The organism is Oceanispirochaeta sp. M1, assembly GCF_003346715.1.
In the GTDB taxonomy this organism is placed as follows: Bacteria; Spirochaetota; Spirochaetia; order DSM-2461; family DSM-2461; genus Oceanispirochaeta.
This window is the reverse complement of sequence record NZ_QQPQ01000050.1, coordinates 13,471-30,285: the sequence shown is the minus strand read 5'-3', so window position 1 is coordinate 30,285 and position 16,815 is coordinate 13,471. Positions and strand designations below refer to the sequence as shown.

Here is a 16,815-nt window from a genome sequence, read left to right as displayed (position 1 = left end):
TTCAAGCAGAAAAACCCACTAAAAGTAGAAGATGGTACTCATTTTTTTCTGTTGGGAAGCTTTTGGGTGGGGTATGGTTAGTTAGAAATAAGAAGGGCTGTTACAATTTTACTTTTGCAACAGCCCCTTCTCTCTAACTATAATCGGAAGCGACGGGCATCGAACCCGCGATCTCCGGCTTGACAGGCCGGCGCGATAACCAGCTTCGCTACGCCTCCATTTTTTCCTGCAGTTAAGGCTGCACTAAACCTATAAAAAAAGATGCTCAGAGGTTTACGAAACTATCGTAAACATTCAGCTCTTTACGGAAGCGACGGGCATCGAACCCGCGATCTCCGGCTTGACAGGCCGGCGCGATAACCAGCTTCGCTACGCCTCCAAAGTCTTATCCTATGCTTTAAAAAATACCCCGGGGACGATTCGAACGTCTGACCTGCCGCTTAGGAGGCGGCTGCTCTATCCCCTGAGCTACCGGGGCACAGGATGACGGTATAATATAAAATCACTATATTTATGTCAACTATGCAATTTACATGTTTTTCAACTAGTTTTTTTTCTATGATTTTTTATCGGGATACAATACTGCTTAGTTTTTACAATGATTTACGATCAACTTATTATGAATTTGACTTTTCAATATTCTATATATAGCTTTAAATCAGTTGAGGGAGAATAAGCAATATGAACCTTTCGAAAGATAGTATACAGAATTTAGTTCAGGATAAATTCCTGAGATACGTAAAAATATGGACAACATCAGAGCCGGAGCTGGCTTCTGCTAAAACCCCTTCCACCCCGGGGCAGTGGGATCTGCTGAAACTGCTGGTGCAGGAGCTGAATGATCTGGGAGTCAGTGATGTTACTCTCAGTGATCTTGGTTATCTGATTGGAAGGATTCCCGCAAGAGGAAAAGAGAATACTCCCTATCTGGGTTTTATGGCACATGTGGACACAGCCAGTGATGCACCGGGAAAAGATGTTAAACCCAGAATCCATACGAACTGGCAGGGTGATGTTATCCAATTGGAAAACTCAGTTACTCTGGACCCGGAGTCCATTTCAGATATGAAGGATTTTGTGGGAGAGACTCTGATCAGCAGTGATGGTACTACTCTTCTCGGAGCGGATGATAAGGCGGGTGTCGCTGAGATCATGACTGCTGTGGAAATCCTGATGAAGAGCCCTGAGATTCTGCACGGACCTCTTGAAATCATATTTACACCTGATGAAGAGACCGGCTGCGGTATGGATAAGTTTCCTGTTAAGGAACTGAAGTCCAGATTCTGCTTCACTCTGGACGGGGGAAGAGAGGGCGAGCTGGAGCTGGAATGCTATAACGCCTGGAGAGTGGATCTGGAATTTCAGGGAAGTGTTATCCATCCGGGATATGCCAGAGGCAAGCTTGTAAATGCCATCACCATGGCCACTCAGTTTGTATCCCTGCTTCCCAGAAGTGAGAGTCCTGAAGCCACTGACGGGCGTTATGGTAATTACTGGCCCAATTCCATTGAAGGAACTCTGGATAAAGCGAAAGTTTCTGTCATGATCAGAGACTTTGAGGCAGATGGTGCTCAGAGACGTCTTGAGGCGGTCAGGCAGTTCGCAGGCGCCGTTGAGGCATCTTTTCCCGGCGGGAAGGTCACTCTCGTCGAGAAACAGCAGTATAAAAATATGAAACAGGAGTTGGATAAGTATCCTGAGCTGGAGCCACTGATGCTCAAGGCTTATGAGAAAGCTGATGTTGTTCCTCTTTTAAAACCTATCCGTGGAGGGACCGATGGTTCCAAGCTGACAGCCATGGGAGTTCCTACACCCAATATTTTTGCAGGGGGATTTAATTTCCATAGCGTACGTGAATGGGTTCCTCTTAAATCCATGGAAAAAGCCGTAAATGTGGTCCTTGCACTGGTAGAAACCTGGTCAGAAGACTGAAAACCGTGTTTTTTGGTTAAATCCCCTTAAAACTATTCAAGGAATCTGTGTTTATATCCATACTCTGTGTTAAAATAGAGTATGGAGGGTTCTGTGCTCAGCAAGGTTCTGAAATATTCAATTTTTCTACTTTTTCTCATGTTTTTTTCCTGTTCTCAGGAGAGTAACGTCCTCTTGAATTCAGTTGAGGACTATAGCCTGGAATCAGTGGAAGATGGAGCATTCCTTGAACCCGGATCATCAGTTAATATTGTTTTTACTGAAATAGGGAGCAGAGCCAAACTTGTTCACATTGTCCTGGAGGATGCAGCAGGTATGGAGATTGCTTCTGCCGAAGTAGAACCTGAGATGCTCAAGGGTATCGGGATGCCTATGGATCTTCCTGCAGATCTGGAAGATGGTATCTATTATCTACGTTTCACTGTTATGGACGGAGATATCCAGCTTTTTCAGGATCAACGCTACTTCTTTCTTGCCGGTGGAATATACAATATCAGCAGTCTTGAGACTTACCCTCCCGGAATAAAAGCCGGTGACATAATCAGTGCCAGAATTATACTGACTTCTCCAGTGGATTCAGACCCCTGGCTTAGATGGACTCTGGCCGGTGAAGTACTGCTGGAAGGATTCTTATCCAAAATAGGTACTACCTGCAGTTTTTCTGTTCCTGAAGAAGGCGGTGTTTATTCACTGAGAGTTGAGGTTTTTCCTGTCTCTCCCCAGGATAGGCATATAAGTTCTATCTACAGACATTCGGATCTCTTTGTGACTTCCGGGGAAGGTGACGATGTCCCCTGGAAATTTATTGAAGACAGAACCTATCTCTATTTTATTGAGTTCAAAGATGATCTCAGTAACAGAATGAATCCCTCTGATGTTCCAGAATTGATTGGAGATCCTCTTCCTTCGAGTCTGGGAGGATTTTCAGGAATCTCTTTCTCAGAAAATGATGGACTGCTTTTTACAGATTATGCCCTGCCTCTTTATGCCGACGGGTCTTCCGAAGATTTTTTGATGGCCATGGCCTTCTCCTATACAGAACTCCCCGAAACGGGGGAATACAATATCTTCCGGACCGGTGATGAATATAATCATTTTTCTGTCCGTTATCTTGCCGAGACGGCTGAATTCCTCGCCGAGTTCAAATCATATTCTCACTTATTCCAATCCTACCTGCCTATTGATTCCATTCAGTCCAATGAAGCTGTATTTCTGGAGCTGAGCTACAACTCCAAGTCTGAAGTTGCCGCATTGAGCTGGATGAATAATGGTTCTGTCATTGTCAGGGATGAAGGAATTCCTCTGGACTCATTTATTGAAGGTAATACTCTTATTGGTTCTGATGGTTCCTTCTCCGGGCTGCCCATGACCTGGTACACTTTTTCCGTTTCAACAGAAACATACGATTCAGCTAATCAAGTGGTCAGTCCTTCTGATTCTCCTCCTGTCGATGAATTATCGGATGAGAGGATACTCTATGAACGCAGCGATGCCTTTGTGAGTGAAATAAGTATTGAGAAATTTATCCCGGGTACCGGGCTGGCAACAATGGTGATCCTGTCTGATCCCGGTGCGGGTAATGACTGGATAATGACGATCAGTGACAGTAAGAGAGATCCTCTATACTCACTGGCTCCTATGAAAGATGTTGTATATAACCCGGTCTCTGATTCAGAAGATGAATCTGTTGAAGAGGTCTCAGGAAAGAGTGATATTCCTGTTAAGATAGTTCTGTCACTGATTAATGATGACAGAGGTTTTTTCCTCAGCTCTTCCGCAGATCAAGGGATGACCGGTCCATTTGCTTTCCAAGATATTTTGAACATAAAAATTGCAGACGTAACAGATGGTTCTGTGAATAACATCAGAAACATCCGATTCTTCCAGGATTGAAAAGATTGAGAACTACAGTATTGAAAACCGCCGCATTGAAAAAACAGTTGATTTATCTTCTGATAATTATTTCTCTACTTCTAACCGCCTGTGCAACAGGTGCCAAGTCTGAGCAGCTTGCTCCTGACTGGTTCAAAGTTCTCGAAGAGACTGAAGATGATAACTGTTATCTGATAAAAATATCCACCTTTGCTGTGGGCGAAACTGAAACAGCCGATAAGGCGGTTGAAGAACTATATAACAGGATAATGGAGATATCCGGGAAGGGAGCTCTTTTTTCGAAACCTGAAGATCAGAATAAACTAAAAGAGATACTCCGTTCTGTAATGGAGACAGAACAGCCCCTGGAGGGTATTATTTCTCTTCACCGGCAGGAGTGGGTCTCTGATGATGAGAGCAGCTATTATTACGGGGCCTTCTGTATCTATAAGAGTGCTTCAGAAGTGCTGAATGAGCGTCTAATGGATGCCTACTACAGCAATAATGATATTCTGAATGCCTATCTGGCCGCGGCCGATGCCTATGAAGCGGAAATGAAATATTACTCAGCTGCGGAAGAATACCTCAAAGCTGCTTTGTATGTGCATCAGCAGTCTGAGCCTTTATCGGCAGATATTGCTCAGCTGTATATTGATAAGGCCGGCTATCTTCTGGCCCGGATTACAGTCTCCAGAGTTCAGGCACCAGAAAATGCTTTTGCCAACACAATGATTGCCGAACCTTTTCACCTTCTTTGTTCTTCTGAGGATGCGATGATTTCGGATGTTGAGTTTCTTGTTCGTTATGAAGGCAAAAAGAGAGACGGTGGAAGAGGTCAGTTTGAGCGGAGACTTGTGAGTAATACTTCTGGAATCCTGGAGTTTTATCACCCCTTTATTCCTTTTTCAGGGGATGCACAGATCAGTTTTAAAACCGGGAGCAGGGATTTTCAATCCACAGTTCAGACTCTTGGTGATGATGGACTGGATGTGGCAGCACTCAGCAGCTGGATGAATGATTCTTCCATGGATTACAGTATTTCTGTTGAATCTGCATCTAGAAAACTTCCCATGGGGATTGTTCTGCTTCACACAGATATAACCGGAACAGCTCTTAAAAATAATGACTCTTCGGTGGGACTCGCTGAGGCTCTCAATCAGGATGGATACCAGGTCAGTGTAATGACTCTTGATCCAGCTGAGATCAGCCGGATATCTGAGCCCGCATTCCTTCGTGATATCAGGGCTTATTTTAAGGATGATTATGTCAGAGTTGTATTCGGAACCGTTGGGATTCAGGATTTTGAATCCCGGGATGATTCCTACCGTGTAAAAACCGGCGGCGTTCTTAAGGTTGTGGATGTGGTAAGCGGTGACGTTCTGATGACCCTGAATTTGGATAAATCAGTCGAAAGCCGGAGTAATACTCTGGCAATTTCTGCTTCTTTCAGAGAGCTGGGTAAGGCTTTTGCACAGGAAATGATCAGAAGTCTGGAGTAAAAAATCCGTTGCAGCTCTTCTCTTCATTGATTGCCCTTATAAAAAAATGTATTCTGAGCCTATTATGAATCATGAAAATTATGATCCTGATGACAGGATTGCTGCACTGGCCACCCCCTGGGCCGAGAGTGCCATTGCAGTTATACGTACTTCCGGAGAGGGCAGTATTCAGGCGGTAGATACCCTTTTCAGCAAAGATCTTTCAATTCTTGAATCCAGGAAAATGAGTTATGGAATCATAGGGGATCCCGATTCGGGAGAATCCCTGGATGAGATTATGGCCGTACCTTTCAGGGCTCCAGGGAGTTATACCGGGCAGGAAAGCGTGGAGCTCTATTGTCACGGCAGCCTACCCGGGATACAGAAAATTCTTACTCTGCTTTTTAAAAGTGGATTCAGGCAGGCCTCTCCCGGAGAATTTACTTTCCGGGCTTTTATAAATGGTAAGATGGATCTTACCAGGGCAGAGGCTGTTCAGGAAATTATCAGCTCCAAATCAGGAAAGGCACAGTCAATGGCCCTAAACCGCCTATCCGGGGTCGTTGAGAAGCGGATCAACCATTTAAAGGGGATCGCAACTGTTATGGCCGCCGGCTTTGCAATACAGCTTGATTATCCAGATGATGAAGTGGAGGCACCCCCTGCTCCAATAAAAGAGATCGCAGAGCTTAAAGCGGGCCTGAAAGAACTTATCGACTCCTATAAGGTGGGAAGAATCTATCAGGAGGGAGTCGTTATCGCTCTGGCCGGACGTACAAATGCAGGGAAGTCGAGCCTTTTCAATCTATTCTTAAAAGAAGACCGTTCAATCGTTTCCGATGTACACGGAACGACAAGAGATTATCTTGAATCATGGATCTCACTGGCAGGGATTCCTGTTCGGCTATATGATACGGCGGGATTGAGAGAGTCGGCTGACCCTATAGAAGAAGAGGGAATCCGACGTACCCGCGAACTGATGGATAATGCTCATCTGGTTCTCTATGTTCTTGACGCTACGGTAGATCTTTCGGACGAAGAGAAGGCATTGATTGCCAAAGAAGATAGAGAGGAAATTCTTGTCTGGAACAAGGCTGATATCAGCAAAACAGAGGCTCCAGAAGGGATCATTTCTGTCTCTGCAGTCTCGGGACAGGGCTTTACTGAGCTTGAAGAAGCCCTGAAAAACAGTATATTTAAAGACTCCTCCGGGCTGGGTGGCGATGCTGTTATAGATTCACTCAGACAGAAAGAACTTCTTGAAAGGGCTCTTTCCGGGGTTGATAAAGTAGAAGAGGCTATTCATAATGGCCTGCCTGTAGATATTCTGGCCATGGACCTGCACGATGTGCTGCAGGCTCTTGGAGAGATAACCGGAGAAGTTTCATCCTCCGACATACTGGACAGTATGTTCTCCAGTTTCTGTGTCGGTAAATAAGGGTGTAGAAAAAAACCTAAGGAACACTATGGATTTTGATGCAATAGTCATCGGAGGCGGACACGCAGGGATCGAAGCATCCCTGGCTTTGGCCCGTCTAGATTTTTCAACACTCCTCATTACTCAAAGCCTGGATGCCATTGGACGCTTGTCCTGTAATCCTGCTATCGGGGGACTCTCCAAGGGGAATATTGTCCGTGAAGTTGATGCTTTGGGTGGAGAGATGGCAAGGCTTATCGATGAATCGATGATCCAGTTTCGTATTCTAAACAGAAGCAGAGGTCCCGCAGTTCAGGCTCCCAGAGCCCAGGCGGATAAGAATCTGTATTCCCGTCTTGCAAAACAAACACTCGAACTGCAGAAGAATCTGCATCTCTTTCAGGATACTGTTGTCGATATTATAACAGATGGTGATGATCTTATCTGCGAAGGGGTGGTGACTGAGCGCGGACGCCGTTTTACATCCAGGACAGTTGTTATGACCACCGGAACCTTTATGGAGGGGAAAATCTTTATTGGAGATTTTTCACAGTCCTCCGGCCGTCTTGGTGAACCAGCTGCTGTCGGACTGGGTAAAGCTCTCAGAAAACGGGGCTACACAGTAGGCCGTCTGAAGACAGGAACTCCCGCAAGGGTCAGAAGATCCAGCCTGGATTTCTCACTGATGGAAGAGCAGGGTGGAGATGCCACTATGCAGGCATTTTCTTTTTTTAAGGAAAAATCTGACAGGCCTCAATTACCCTGTCATATCACATATACAAATGAAAAAACACATGATGTAATCAGGGAAAACTTCCACCTTTCTCCTCTGTTTTCAGGAGAGATCGTAGGAACTGGTCCCCGGTACTGTCCCTCTATTGAAGATAAGGTTAAACGCTTTCCCGATAGAGAGCGTCATCAGATTTTTGTTGAACCCGAGGGACTCGATACAGAAGAGATGTATCTCAACGGAATATCTTCTTCCCTCCCCGAGATTGTGCAGGAGAAATTTCTCAGAACCCTTCCAGGATTAAAAAATGTGGAAATTATGAGACCCGGATATGCCGTTGAGTATGATTATCTTGACCCTACACAACTTCTCCCCAGTCTGGAAAGTAAGAGACATAAAGGCCTTTTTCTTGCCGGTCAGACAAATGGTACTTCCGGCTATGAGGAAGCTGCCACTCAGGGCCTGATGGCCGGGATAAATGCCGCACGTAAGCTGCAGGGTAAGGACGCTCTTGTTTTGAGCCGTGCTGAAGCTTATACGGGCGTACTGATTGATGATCTTGTGACCCTGGGAACCAAGGAACCCTATAGAATGTTCACATCCAGGGCTGAGTACCGTCTCTCCCTGAGGCATGATGATGCGGATATCAGACTCTTTCCCTATTGTGAAGAAATAGGACTGGCTACAGACCAGATGAAAGAACTCTTTCATGCCAAGAAAGAGGGAATTGAAGAGATTAAGGAACTGCTGCGTCAGAAACGGGTAAGTGCAAAATGGACAGAGGAAAATGAGATCCTCAAACCCCATGTAGGCAAGACTGTTTACATGACCCTGAAAGATCCTGCTGTTACCATAGACGGTATTACATCGAAGGTTCCTGAACTGGAGAAATACTCTCTGGACTGGCGTCATCATACCGAATTAGATGTGAAGTATGAGGGCTATGTGGCCCGTCAGGGAAGGCAGGTTGCCCGTTTTCAAAAAATGGAAAGCATGCTGATTCCTGAAAGTTTCGATTATGAATCAATAGATGGAATTTCTATTGAGTCCAGAGAAAAACTTAAAAATATACAGCCCCGTTCTGTCGGTCAGGCTTCCCGGATTTCCGGTGTCAGATCTTCGGACATTGCAGTGCTTACTGTTCTGCTCAGTAGAACGGAGAATAAAAAGTCCTCCTAGGAGGATATTTAAAAAGATTGGAGAAATTATGGGAATATTGGAAAACGGACTGGCTCGGATGGGACTGGCACCGGATTCAGAAAAAGTAGAATTACTGGAGAAGTATATCAAGGAGCTTGAGCTCTGGAATCCCCGTTACGGACTTGTAAATGCTGAGGGCGACGATCTTGTTGTTCGTCATATTCTGGACTCCCTGGCAGGGGTTAAAACTATGCAGGGCCTTGCTCCGTCTGTAGTGGCTGATATCGGGTCGGGAGCAGGTCTGCCGGGTATACCTCTGGCCATCATGCTGCCTCATATTCGTTTTCATCTCGTTGAACGTTCCGGAAAGAGAACCGGGTTTTTAAGAAACATCATCCTGACTCTCGGTCTGACTAATGTCTCGGTTCTTGAAGAGACCATGGAAAAATTGACCGACCGCTATGAAGTTGTAACATTCAGAGCATTTTCACCTTTTCAGAATGACCTGATGAAACATCTAAAGAAGATACTCTGTGAGGATAAAGGGACAGTTCTGGCATATAAAGGGAGAAGAGAACTGATTGATAAAGAATTAAATTCTCTTGATGAAGATCCTGTAAGAGAGACATCGATCGTAAATGTTGATGTTCCTTTTCTGGATGAAGAACGGCACCTGGTTATAATGCATTTGCAATAGGCTGACTGCTGTTTTTGAGTTTGTTCAGTAGTTTCATCAGTTTGTCTTTGGGGAGCAGGTCTATCAGGCGTGCTTCCACAAACTGTTGTGCTTCCTCAGAAAAGGCACCCGCAGAGATACAGAATCCACGCCCTGCATGAACTTCCTTCACATGTGCATAGAGCTCTCTTACTGAAAAGTCCCCTATGTTACCTTCTTCTCTATAAAATCGGAAAACTATCAGATCTTCCCATTTTCTGGCTTTGACTTCCGCCAGGATATCAACAAACTCATTTTTATGAACGGAAATATCCACTACTTTGATCCTGGTCTTGGGAAAGAGGAGAAGGGTAAGCCTGCGGCAGAGGGTTATAAACTCTGAAATCGGAGCCATCAGGTAGGTCTGAAGGTTTCTGTTGCTTGTGAGTTCTTTTATCTTTTTCCGCTGAATAGCCACATCTTTGTATTTTGGATTGATTTCGAAGATATCGTTTAATTCCACAAGAGCTCTGTCCAGGTTGGAAGACTGATTATAGCTGTCAGCCAGTCTGTATTTGAGTTCCAGAAGAACATCTTCTGATATCTGTTTATGTTTAAGACCGATCTCAAAATCCATAATGGCCTTTTCGAAATCTTTTTTCTGCTTGTTGACGGTTCCGCTGTAGAGGGCTGCCTGTGGACCCCAGTCGGGATCTGCTCTTAGATGGGAGAATATTTTTAATGCCTGATCCATCTGACCAGTCTCATAAAGTGAGCGGGCCAGGGCAAAAAGGACTTCCTTGTCATCAGGATGCCCGGTGGCTGCGTTTCTTAAGTAGGGTGCTCCATCCTGATAGCGACGGAGTTTGTATTGACTCAGCCCGCAGTAGCGAAGGCTGTCATGATCATTGGGAGTGTTGCTTAGTGCCTGTTTCAAAAGGGCAATGGATTTTTCATAGTTGCCCCGTTTGAATTCAAGAGCACCCAGAGATGAGTTTATTTCAAAATTATCTGTATCTTTAGTTCTGGCAATGGCCAGACTTTTGTAGGCTTCTGTCCAGACCTTGGCTTTCATGGCTGAAAGACCGAAGTTCAGGTTGACCGTATGCTCATCCAGCCTGGAGTTGGTGGCACATAAATCGAGGAGTATACCGTAGGTCTTCATGGCCTGGGTATAATTATGCTCTGCAAAATGAAGATCAGCCAACGCTGTGAGGGCCTGTGTATCTTTCGGATTATTGGCAAGGCGTTTATTCGCCTCTTTCAGAATTGTGTTTCTATCCTGAATCTGATTTCCTGAGATATCTTTCTTGTTTCGCCCGCTGAGAATTGACACCATTATGATGATGGCAACAGTTATAATGACAATGGGAATAAGTAATGGTATAAATGACGACATATAAAAAGAATTATGTTCTTTTAACGAGTCATTTGTCAAGAAAACTTCTTTTTCTGGACAGACATAGTAGTAGACTCTTAGAATTAAACTTATCCTTCTGCCCTGACTTGAACGGGAATGGCCATTCGGTCCTATAATTCAGGGTATCAGGGCTTCAATTAAACCTTGAAAGATAAAGGGAGTAAATCTATGAAAAAAAAGAATAACAGCGACAGCATTTTGTATCATGTTAAATTGAATAAAGCCATGATCTCCGGTGCGGAAACAGCCGTTTTGCCCGGTGATCCGGGACGTGTTGAAAAGACCGCAAGAATGATAGATCCGGATGCAGTCTTTCTGGTATCAAATAGAGAGTATACCTCCTGGCTTGCCGATCTGGCAGGACACAAAGTTTTAGTCTGTTCTACAGGAATCGGAGGACCTTCTGTTTCCATCTGCCTGGAAGAGCTTGCGGTTCTGGGAATTAAATCATTTTTCAGAATCGGAACGACCGGGGCTATCCAGGATAATATCAATTTTGGAGATCTGATTATTACAACCGGTTCTGTCCGTCTGGATGGGGCTTCCACTCATTATGCACCCATTGAGTACCCCGCAGTTGCCGACTTTGATCTTACCTTGTCATTATTGCAGGCTGCATCCAATCTGGATATTCCACATCATAAGGGAATATCGGCCTCAAGTGATACTTTTTATCCCGGTCAGGAAAGATATGATACCTTTACTTCCTATGTCCCTCGCCGTTTTCAGGGCAGTCTTGAAGAATGGAAGCACTTGAATGTACTCAATTATGAGATGGAATCGGCTACCTTGCTGACTCTGGCATCAGTTTTCGGTTTGAAGGCGGCCATGGTAGCTTCTGTCATTGCTAAAAGGGGTAAGCATGAAACTCCCGATGATAAGATCCTTCCACTGGCCGAAGAGCGGCTGGCAACATGTATCAGAGAAGCACTTTCTCTCCATCTGACGGGAGAAGGATTTGCCTGATTTAAAGAAGAATCAGTCATGCTGCGGGCTTTTCCCCGGGAAAAGCTCTTCTACTGTGAGAAAGTGAATAAAAAAGAACTAATTCTCTATCAGCTCTGATTTTCCCTATGTTTCAGGTATTGATGAAAGAACGGCAAGTCTATATAATTCCGATACAATTATTCGCTTTGAACAATCCGGACGTTTGCCGGGATGACTTAAGATCGGTAAATAACTACAGAGCTGTTGCGTTCCCTTTTTTAGGGGAAACAATGGAACTGACGGGTACCGCTTATCCATTCTGTTGTGCATACCCGGCAATTTTTTTAATCTAGAGAGGTTAGTGTTTCTATGAGTGCAGATATCACGAAAATGCGTAATATCGGAATCAGCGCCCACATCGACTCAGGTAAAACCACCCTGACTGAACGTATTCTTTTCTACTGTCAGAAAATTCATGCTATTCACGAAGTTAGAGGTAAAGATGGGGTTGGAGCCACAATGGACTCCATGGAGCTGGAACGAGAGAGAGGGATCACCATTGCGTCCGCAGCGACCAATGTTACCTGGAAAGACCATGATATTAATATCATCGATACTCCAGGCCATGTTGACTTCACAATTGAAGTAGAGCGTGCACTCCGTGTACTGGATGGGGCCATAATGGTTCTCTGTTCTGTAGGTGGAGTTCAGTCACAGTCTATTACTGTAGACAGGCAGCTGAAACGTTACAATGTTCCCCGTGTTGCTTTTATTAATAAAAGTGACCGTACAGGTGCTAATCCTTACAAAGTTTGCGATCAGCTGAAAGAAAAGTTGGACTTGAACTCTGTTATGATGCAGGTTCCCATCGGTTTGGAAGAAAAACTGGAAGGTGTTATTGACCTTATCAGAATGAAAGCTATCTACTTTGACGGTGATGACGGTGAAGTTGTCAGAATCGAAGAAATTCCCGCAGAACTTCAGGCTGAAGCCGATGAAAGACGGGAAATGATGCTTGATACAATTTCTATGTTCAGTGATGAACTGATGGAAAAGATGATGGACGGGAGTGATATTCCCGAAGATCTTCTCCATGAAACTGTCAGGAAAGGAACATTGACTCAGGAACTCGTTCCCGTTTACCTCGGTTCTGCATATAAGAATAAAGGTATTCAGGAAATGATGGATGCTGTTCTCAAATATCTGCCTTCTCCTCCTGAAGTTGAAAATACAGCTCTTGACCTGGACAATGACGAAGATGTAGTAGTTCTTCCTTCAGATAGATCATTGCCCCCCGTGGCTCTGGCTTTCAAGCTGGAAGATGGACAGTATGGTCAGCTGACTTATATCCGTGTTTATCAGGGAATCATCAAGAAAGGTGCTGATCTTGTAAATGTAAGAAACGGAAGAAAATTCAAAGTTGGACGTCTTGTAAGAATGCATTCCAATAACATGGAAGACATTGTAGAAGCACCTGCCGGAGATATCGTAGCCCTTTTTGGTGTCGAATGTGCCTCTGGTGATACTTTCTGTGACCCCAAGATGAATGTCTCTATGACATCCATGTTTGTACCAGATGCAGTAATTTCTCTTTCTATTTCACCTATAGACAAGTCTGCCTCTGACAAGATGGCTAAGGCTCTCAATAGATTTACCAAGGAAGATCCCACTTTCAGAACTCATGTTGACTCTGAATCCAATGAAACTATTATTTCAGGAATGGGTGAGCTGCACCTTGAAGTTTATATTGAACGAATGAAGAGAGAATACCAGGCCGAAGTGGTAACTGGAGCTCCCCAGGTAGCTTATAGAGAGGCAATTTCTACATCTGCCGAGTTTAACTACACTCATAAAAAACAGAGTGGTGGTTCCGGGCAGTACGCCCGTGTTGCTGGTATTATGGAAGTTCTGAAGTCTGATGACGACAAAGATTACGAATTTCAAAACAAAATTAAGGGTGGATCAATTCCTACTGAATATATCCCCTCCTGTGATAAGGGTTTTCAGACTGCTATGGTTAAAGGTTCTCTAATCGGAGCGCCTGTTGTAGGTGTTAAAATGACTGTTACAGACGGTCAGTTCCATGCTGTAGACTCTTCCGACCAGGCTTTCCAGACAGCAGCTCTCGGTGCATTCCGTGAAGCTTATAAGCAAGCCAAACCAATAATTCTTGAACCCATCATGAAGGTTTCTGTTGAAGGACCCTCTGAATTTCAGGGAAATATTTTTGGTACTCTCAATCAGAGACGTGGTATGATAGTAGCGTCTAATGAAGAAGGAACCTACAGTGTTGTTGAAGCTGAAGTTCCTCTGAGCGAGATGTTCGGTTACTCCACCGTTCTTCGATCTTCTACCCAGGGAAAAGCCGAGTTCACCATGGAATTTGCCAAGTACGGCAAAGTTCCTACAAGTGTGACCGAGGATCTGATCAGGAAGTATGAAGAAGAAAAGAAAGCTCAGCATAAATAAGACAAGACCCTGAGCGGTTGAAGTACCGGAGCTGCAACACAGCGCCGGTAGGACAAAAATATTGTGCCGGGGCTGCAGTTCAGCCTTGGTATAAACAGAAGGAGTAAAATAAGATGGTAAGAAAAGAACTGACTGAAAAAAGTCCCCTGAGAAGCCTTGAAAAAGCAGTTCAGGGAGGACTTGGGAAAGGGAATATTGCCGTAATAGCCTCCAAAGAGGGTGTTGGTAAAACTGCCTGTCTTGTCCACATTGCTACAGATAAGCTAATGCAGAACAAGCACGTTATTCATGTTTCCTATTCAAATAGAGTTGACCATATCGTAAACTGGTATGAAGATATATTTACAGAAATCTCCAAAAAGAGAGATCTGGAAAAAGCAATGGATGTCCATGATGATATCATTCATAACAGAGTGATCATGAACTTTAATCAGAAAGGTGTTTCCGTAGATCAGGTCCTGGCCAGTATTAAGGCCATGATGGATAACGGTCAGCTGGGTACCGATGCAGTTATCATCGACGGATTTGATTTCACAATTGGATCTGTTGATGATATTAAAAAGTTTAAAGCTTTTGCAGTGGAAATGGATATTGAACTCTGGTTCAGTGATACTTACCCGGAAGACAAGGATTATCTTGATGAAAAGGGTCTTCCCGTCAACCTGAGCAATAATATGGACTATCTGTCTGTTATCCTGACTCTCAGAGCTGAAAAGGGGTTTATGGTACTTAAACTTGTGAAAGATCACAAGAAAATTGTATCTGAAGATCTCCACCTGAAACTTGATCCAAAAACACTTCTTATTGCGGAAGTTTAAGAAGTTAAATCGGTAATTGAAAACCAGGGCTGCTTCCTCTCAGGGGCAGCCCTTTTTTAAAGGTGCGGAGGGGTTTATACTTCTGACGATATGTTTATAGATAGTTTTTACAATCTCGAATTCAAATTTGATAAAAACTCTGAGGGACTGGATCATCTTTTTCCATCCATGGAGCTATTAATACGCTCTCTTGAAAACATAGACCGCTGTCTAGTCTCCTCGGTAGGGTATAACCTTGAGTATAAGAGGTATCTGAAGAATATCGGAGAGGAGTCGTTTACCTTTTCCATTCGGGTCCGGCTGATTCAACCTCGTCAGATAGCCCTGGGTGAGGATTTTCCAACTGAGAATGTTCTGTTATGGATGCAGCAGGGAAGACATCTTTTTACTGATACCGCCAATGCTGTTGAAGAGGAGCGGACCGGCTCTGATTTAAGTGGTGGACTGGCCCCTCTTATCCGGGCTAACAACCTGGAGCACTCCATACTGTATAAAGACATGGACTCTGAGGAACTCTCTTCGCTTTCAGAGGATTTGAACAATGCTGTTCAGTTTCTGGGGGGGAAAGTTTCAATTGATCCGGAGTAGATATCAGGATGATATTGTTGCTGAAATTGACTTAAAAGCATTTTTGATGCGGTCATTTTTACGGCTCAGCTCTTTTATAGAACCCTCTACCTGATTTCTTCCTGCAGCCATTCTGAGTTCAACCAGTTCTTTTTCTATCACTTCGATTTCTTGTCTGATTTTATCAAATTGATTCATGTCGTACTCCTTTCTCTCCTATAAACATCGGTATGCTTGAGAAATTATTAAGGTTTCTCTGGATTTTCCTCTAATTTCTTATTATGATATTCTCATAAAGTTAATACTTCGGTTTACCGACTAGACCGGTGGTAAAAAACTCGATGTTGCAGGAGATATATGAATGTCTATGCTCGATGACACCGACGACTTTGATGACGGTATTGTATCTTTGGATGATCTCGAACCCGATGAAAAGAAGGACGATGATCAATCCGATTGGGGGGATGAGTATGATGATATGGACTCAGAATCCTGGGATAGACAGTATGGAGATGAAGAAGAGGAACTGGAAGGAGACCCCTGGGATCTAAATTGATGTCAGAAAAACCACCGGTCCCTGCTGCAGAATCTTTCCGTCAGGTTTTGTCTAATGGTCCTTATGAAAAAATTGATAGACTCATTGAAATAGTAGGCAGGGAGAGTTCTCAGCTCTGCGACTGTATGATCCGGGATGCACAGCTGTTGTCTCCCGGACTACTTGAACTCCCCCCCTTTTTCAGGTCACCCGAAACCATGTATTCCCATTATTCATTTTGGAAGATCGTCTCTTTAATGCCTGATAAACCACTATGGTTCTATAATTTTGAATCCTTTGGTTTTTCAGATATCAACGGCTCGGAGGCATTCCGTTTTCCCCCGGGTCTGACGGATGCTCCGTCTCTCAAAACTCTTATTCTCAAGAATCTGAATTTGGATGAAATCCCTCTGGAAATATGGTCAATGAGAAAGCTCAGAATACTGGATATTAGCGGGAACAGAATCTCCTCGCTGGATAAAGGTATAGGCAGATTGAGACAATTAGTGTATTTTAATGCTGCCGATAATGAGCTGGAAATCCTGCCTCATCAGATCGGAGGGCTTAGAAAACTGCAGATCCTGAATCTTTCGGGAAACCGGCTGCAGGCTCTGGGATTCTCTCTGGACGGCCTGATTAAGCTGAAGAAACTGAATCTTTCAGGTAATTGCCTGGAGACTCTCCCTCCCGGGCTGAATGCCTTGTTTCAGCTGGAGAGAGTTCAGCTGGCCTATAATGATCTGAGTGCAGAAGAAGAGGCTGTTTGGGAAGAGGGTGACTTTTCTCATATTCCAAGTTATCAATGGCATTTTGCCTTTGAGGACAATGCCACGGCCATCAGATAAGAGAGCGGAG

At 44.2% G+C, this 16,815-nt stretch carries 14 protein-coding genes and 3 tRNA genes; 12 read left to right on the top strand and 5 right to left on the bottom strand.

All coding sequences use genetic code 11. The annotated features are described in order from the left end of the window. Nucleotides 1-144 precede the first annotated feature (144 nt). The 3 genes from DV872_RS22760 to DV872_RS22750 all read right to left on the bottom strand — a co-directional run bounded on the left by DV872_RS22760 (nucleotide 145) and on the right by DV872_RS22750 (nucleotide 478). Nucleotides 145-218 (bottom strand) — tRNA-Asp (locus tag DV872_RS22760). An 87-nt stretch (nucleotides 219-305) separates the two neighbouring features. After that, a tRNA-Asp gene (locus DV872_RS22755) sits at nucleotides 306-379 on the bottom strand. 26 nt (nucleotides 380-405) lie between these two features. Continuing rightward, a tRNA-Arg gene (locus DV872_RS22750) sits at nucleotides 406-478 on the bottom strand. 203 nt (nucleotides 479-681) lie between these two features. On the opposite strand from DV872_RS22750, the gene pepT reads away from it, so the two are divergent. From pepT to rsmG, 6 genes are all read left to right on the top strand, one after another. Then, on the top strand, nucleotides 682-1,932 hold the full coding sequence (gene pepT, locus DV872_RS22745) for a peptidase T (RefSeq protein WP_114632268.1): 1,251 nt from the start codon (nucleotides 682-684) through the stop codon (nucleotides 1,930-1,932). 174 nt (nucleotides 1,933-2,106) lie between these two features. Beyond that, a complete protein-coding gene (locus tag DV872_RS22740; protein ID WP_147283247.1) occupies nucleotides 2,107-3,825 on the top strand; it encodes a hypothetical protein in 1,719 nt (572 codons plus the stop codon). A 5-nt stretch (nucleotides 3,826-3,830) separates the two neighbouring features. Continuing rightward, the gene (locus DV872_RS22735; RefSeq protein WP_114632266.1) at nucleotides 3,831-5,303 is read left to right on the top strand and encodes a hypothetical protein; all 1,473 of its coding nucleotides are present in this window, start codon (nucleotides 3,831-3,833) and stop codon (nucleotides 5,301-5,303) included. A 64-nt stretch (nucleotides 5,304-5,367) separates the two neighbouring features. Further along, the gene (mnmE, locus tag DV872_RS22730) at nucleotides 5,368-6,720 is read left to right on the top strand and encodes a tRNA uridine-5-carboxymethylaminomethyl(34) synthesis GTPase MnmE (RefSeq protein ID WP_114632265.1); all 1,353 of its coding nucleotides are present in this window, start codon (nucleotides 5,368-5,370) and stop codon (nucleotides 6,718-6,720) included. 28 nt (nucleotides 6,721-6,748) lie between these two features. Next, nucleotides 6,749-8,608 carry a tRNA uridine-5-carboxymethylaminomethyl(34) synthesis enzyme MnmG gene (gene mnmG / locus DV872_RS22725; RefSeq protein ID WP_114632264.1) on the top strand — a complete coding sequence of 620 codons (1,860 nt, stop codon included), beginning with the start codon at nucleotides 6,749-6,751 and terminating at the stop codon, nucleotides 8,606-8,608. A gap of 28 nt (nucleotides 8,609-8,636) precedes the next feature. Further along, nucleotides 8,637-9,266: a 16S rRNA (guanine(527)-N(7))-methyltransferase RsmG gene (gene rsmG / locus DV872_RS22720; protein ID WP_114632263.1), complete on the top strand. Its 630-nt coding sequence runs from the start codon at nucleotides 8,637-8,639 to the stop codon at nucleotides 9,264-9,266. Here the strand turns inward: rsmG and DV872_RS22715 are convergent. Continuing rightward, nucleotides 9,247-10,623, bottom strand: coding sequence for a tetratricopeptide repeat protein (locus tag DV872_RS22715; protein ID WP_114632262.1), 1,377 nt, complete (start codon nucleotides 10,621-10,623; stop codon nucleotides 9,247-9,249). The genes rsmG and DV872_RS22715 overlap by 20 nt on opposite strands. Before the next feature lie 189 nt (nucleotides 10,624-10,812). On the opposite strand from DV872_RS22715, the gene udp reads away from it, so the two are divergent. The 4 genes from udp to DV872_RS22695 all read left to right on the top strand — a co-directional run bounded on the left by udp (nucleotide 10,813) and on the right by DV872_RS22695 (nucleotide 15,446). Beyond that, complete coding sequence (gene udp, locus DV872_RS22710) at nucleotides 10,813-11,610, top strand: uridine phosphorylase (RefSeq protein WP_114632261.1); 798 nt, start codon at nucleotides 10,813-10,815, stop codon at nucleotides 11,608-11,610. Nucleotides 11,611-11,940: 330 nt separating this feature from the next. After that, nucleotides 11,941-14,040, top strand: coding sequence for an elongation factor G (gene fusA, locus DV872_RS22705; RefSeq protein ID WP_114632260.1), 2,100 nt, complete (start codon nucleotides 11,941-11,943; stop codon nucleotides 14,038-14,040). A gap of 113 nt (nucleotides 14,041-14,153) precedes the next feature. Beyond that, a complete protein-coding gene (locus tag DV872_RS22700) occupies nucleotides 14,154-14,858 on the top strand; it encodes an AAA family ATPase (protein WP_114632259.1) in 705 nt (234 codons plus the stop codon). Between the two features lie 90 nt (nucleotides 14,859-14,948). Next, nucleotides 14,949-15,446 (top strand): hypothetical protein, encoded by a 498-nt coding sequence (locus DV872_RS22695; RefSeq protein WP_114632258.1) that lies wholly within the window; start codon nucleotides 14,949-14,951, stop codon nucleotides 15,444-15,446. Nucleotides 15,447-15,449: 3 nt separating this feature from the next. On the opposite strand, the gene DV872_RS26685 is transcribed toward DV872_RS22695, so the two are convergent. Then, on the bottom strand, nucleotides 15,450-15,623 hold the full coding sequence (locus tag DV872_RS26685) for a hypothetical protein (RefSeq protein ID WP_158547124.1): 174 nt from the start codon (nucleotides 15,621-15,623) through the stop codon (nucleotides 15,450-15,452). A 163-nt stretch (nucleotides 15,624-15,786) separates the two neighbouring features. Here DV872_RS26685 and DV872_RS22690 point away from each other — a divergent pair, with 163 nt between their 5' ends. Together DV872_RS22690 and DV872_RS22685 are read left to right on the top strand one after the other, a co-directional pair. After that, nucleotides 15,787-15,981, top strand: coding sequence for a hypothetical protein (locus DV872_RS22690; protein ID WP_114632257.1), 195 nt, complete (start codon nucleotides 15,787-15,789; stop codon nucleotides 15,979-15,981). Further along, nucleotides 15,981-16,805, top strand: a complete 825-nt coding sequence (locus DV872_RS22685; protein ID WP_114632256.1) for a leucine-rich repeat domain-containing protein — start codon at nucleotides 15,981-15,983, stop codon at nucleotides 16,803-16,805. Before DV872_RS22690 ends, DV872_RS22685 begins: the two co-directional genes overlap by 1 nt. Nucleotides 16,806-16,815: the final 10 nt, after the last annotated feature.

Coding starts and splice junctions, on each gene's coding strand:
- pepT (WP_114632268.1), top strand. CDS start 682: ATGAACCTTTCGAAAGATAGTATACAGAATTTAGTTCAGGATAAATTC.
- mnmE (WP_114632265.1), top strand. CDS start 5,368: ATGAATCATGAAAATTATGATCCTGATGACAGGATTGCTGCACTGGCC.
- mnmG (WP_114632264.1), top strand. CDS start 6,749: ATGGATTTTGATGCAATAGTCATCGGAGGCGGACACGCAGGGATCGAA.
- rsmG (WP_114632263.1), top strand. CDS start 8,637: ATGGGAATATTGGAAAACGGACTGGCTCGGATGGGACTGGCACCGGAT.
- DV872_RS22715 (WP_114632262.1), bottom strand. CDS start 10,623: ATGTCGTCATTTATACCATTACTTATTCCCATTGTCATTATAACTGTT.
- udp (WP_114632261.1), top strand. CDS start 10,813: ATGAAAAAAAAGAATAACAGCGACAGCATTTTGTATCATGTTAAATTG.
- fusA (WP_114632260.1), top strand. CDS start 11,941: ATGAGTGCAGATATCACGAAAATGCGTAATATCGGAATCAGCGCCCAC.
- DV872_RS22700 (WP_114632259.1), top strand. CDS start 14,154: ATGGTAAGAAAAGAACTGACTGAAAAAAGTCCCCTGAGAAGCCTTGAA.
- DV872_RS22695 (WP_114632258.1), top strand. CDS start 14,949: ATGTTTATAGATAGTTTTTACAATCTCGAATTCAAATTTGATAAAAAC.
- DV872_RS26685 (WP_158547124.1), bottom strand. CDS start 15,623: ATGAATCAATTTGATAAAATCAGACAAGAAATCGAAGTGATAGAAAAA.
- DV872_RS22690 (WP_114632257.1), top strand. CDS start 15,787: ATGTCTATGCTCGATGACACCGACGACTTTGATGACGGTATTGTATCT.
- DV872_RS22685 (WP_114632256.1), top strand. CDS start 15,981: ATGTCAGAAAAACCACCGGTCCCTGCTGCAGAATCTTTCCGTCAGGTT.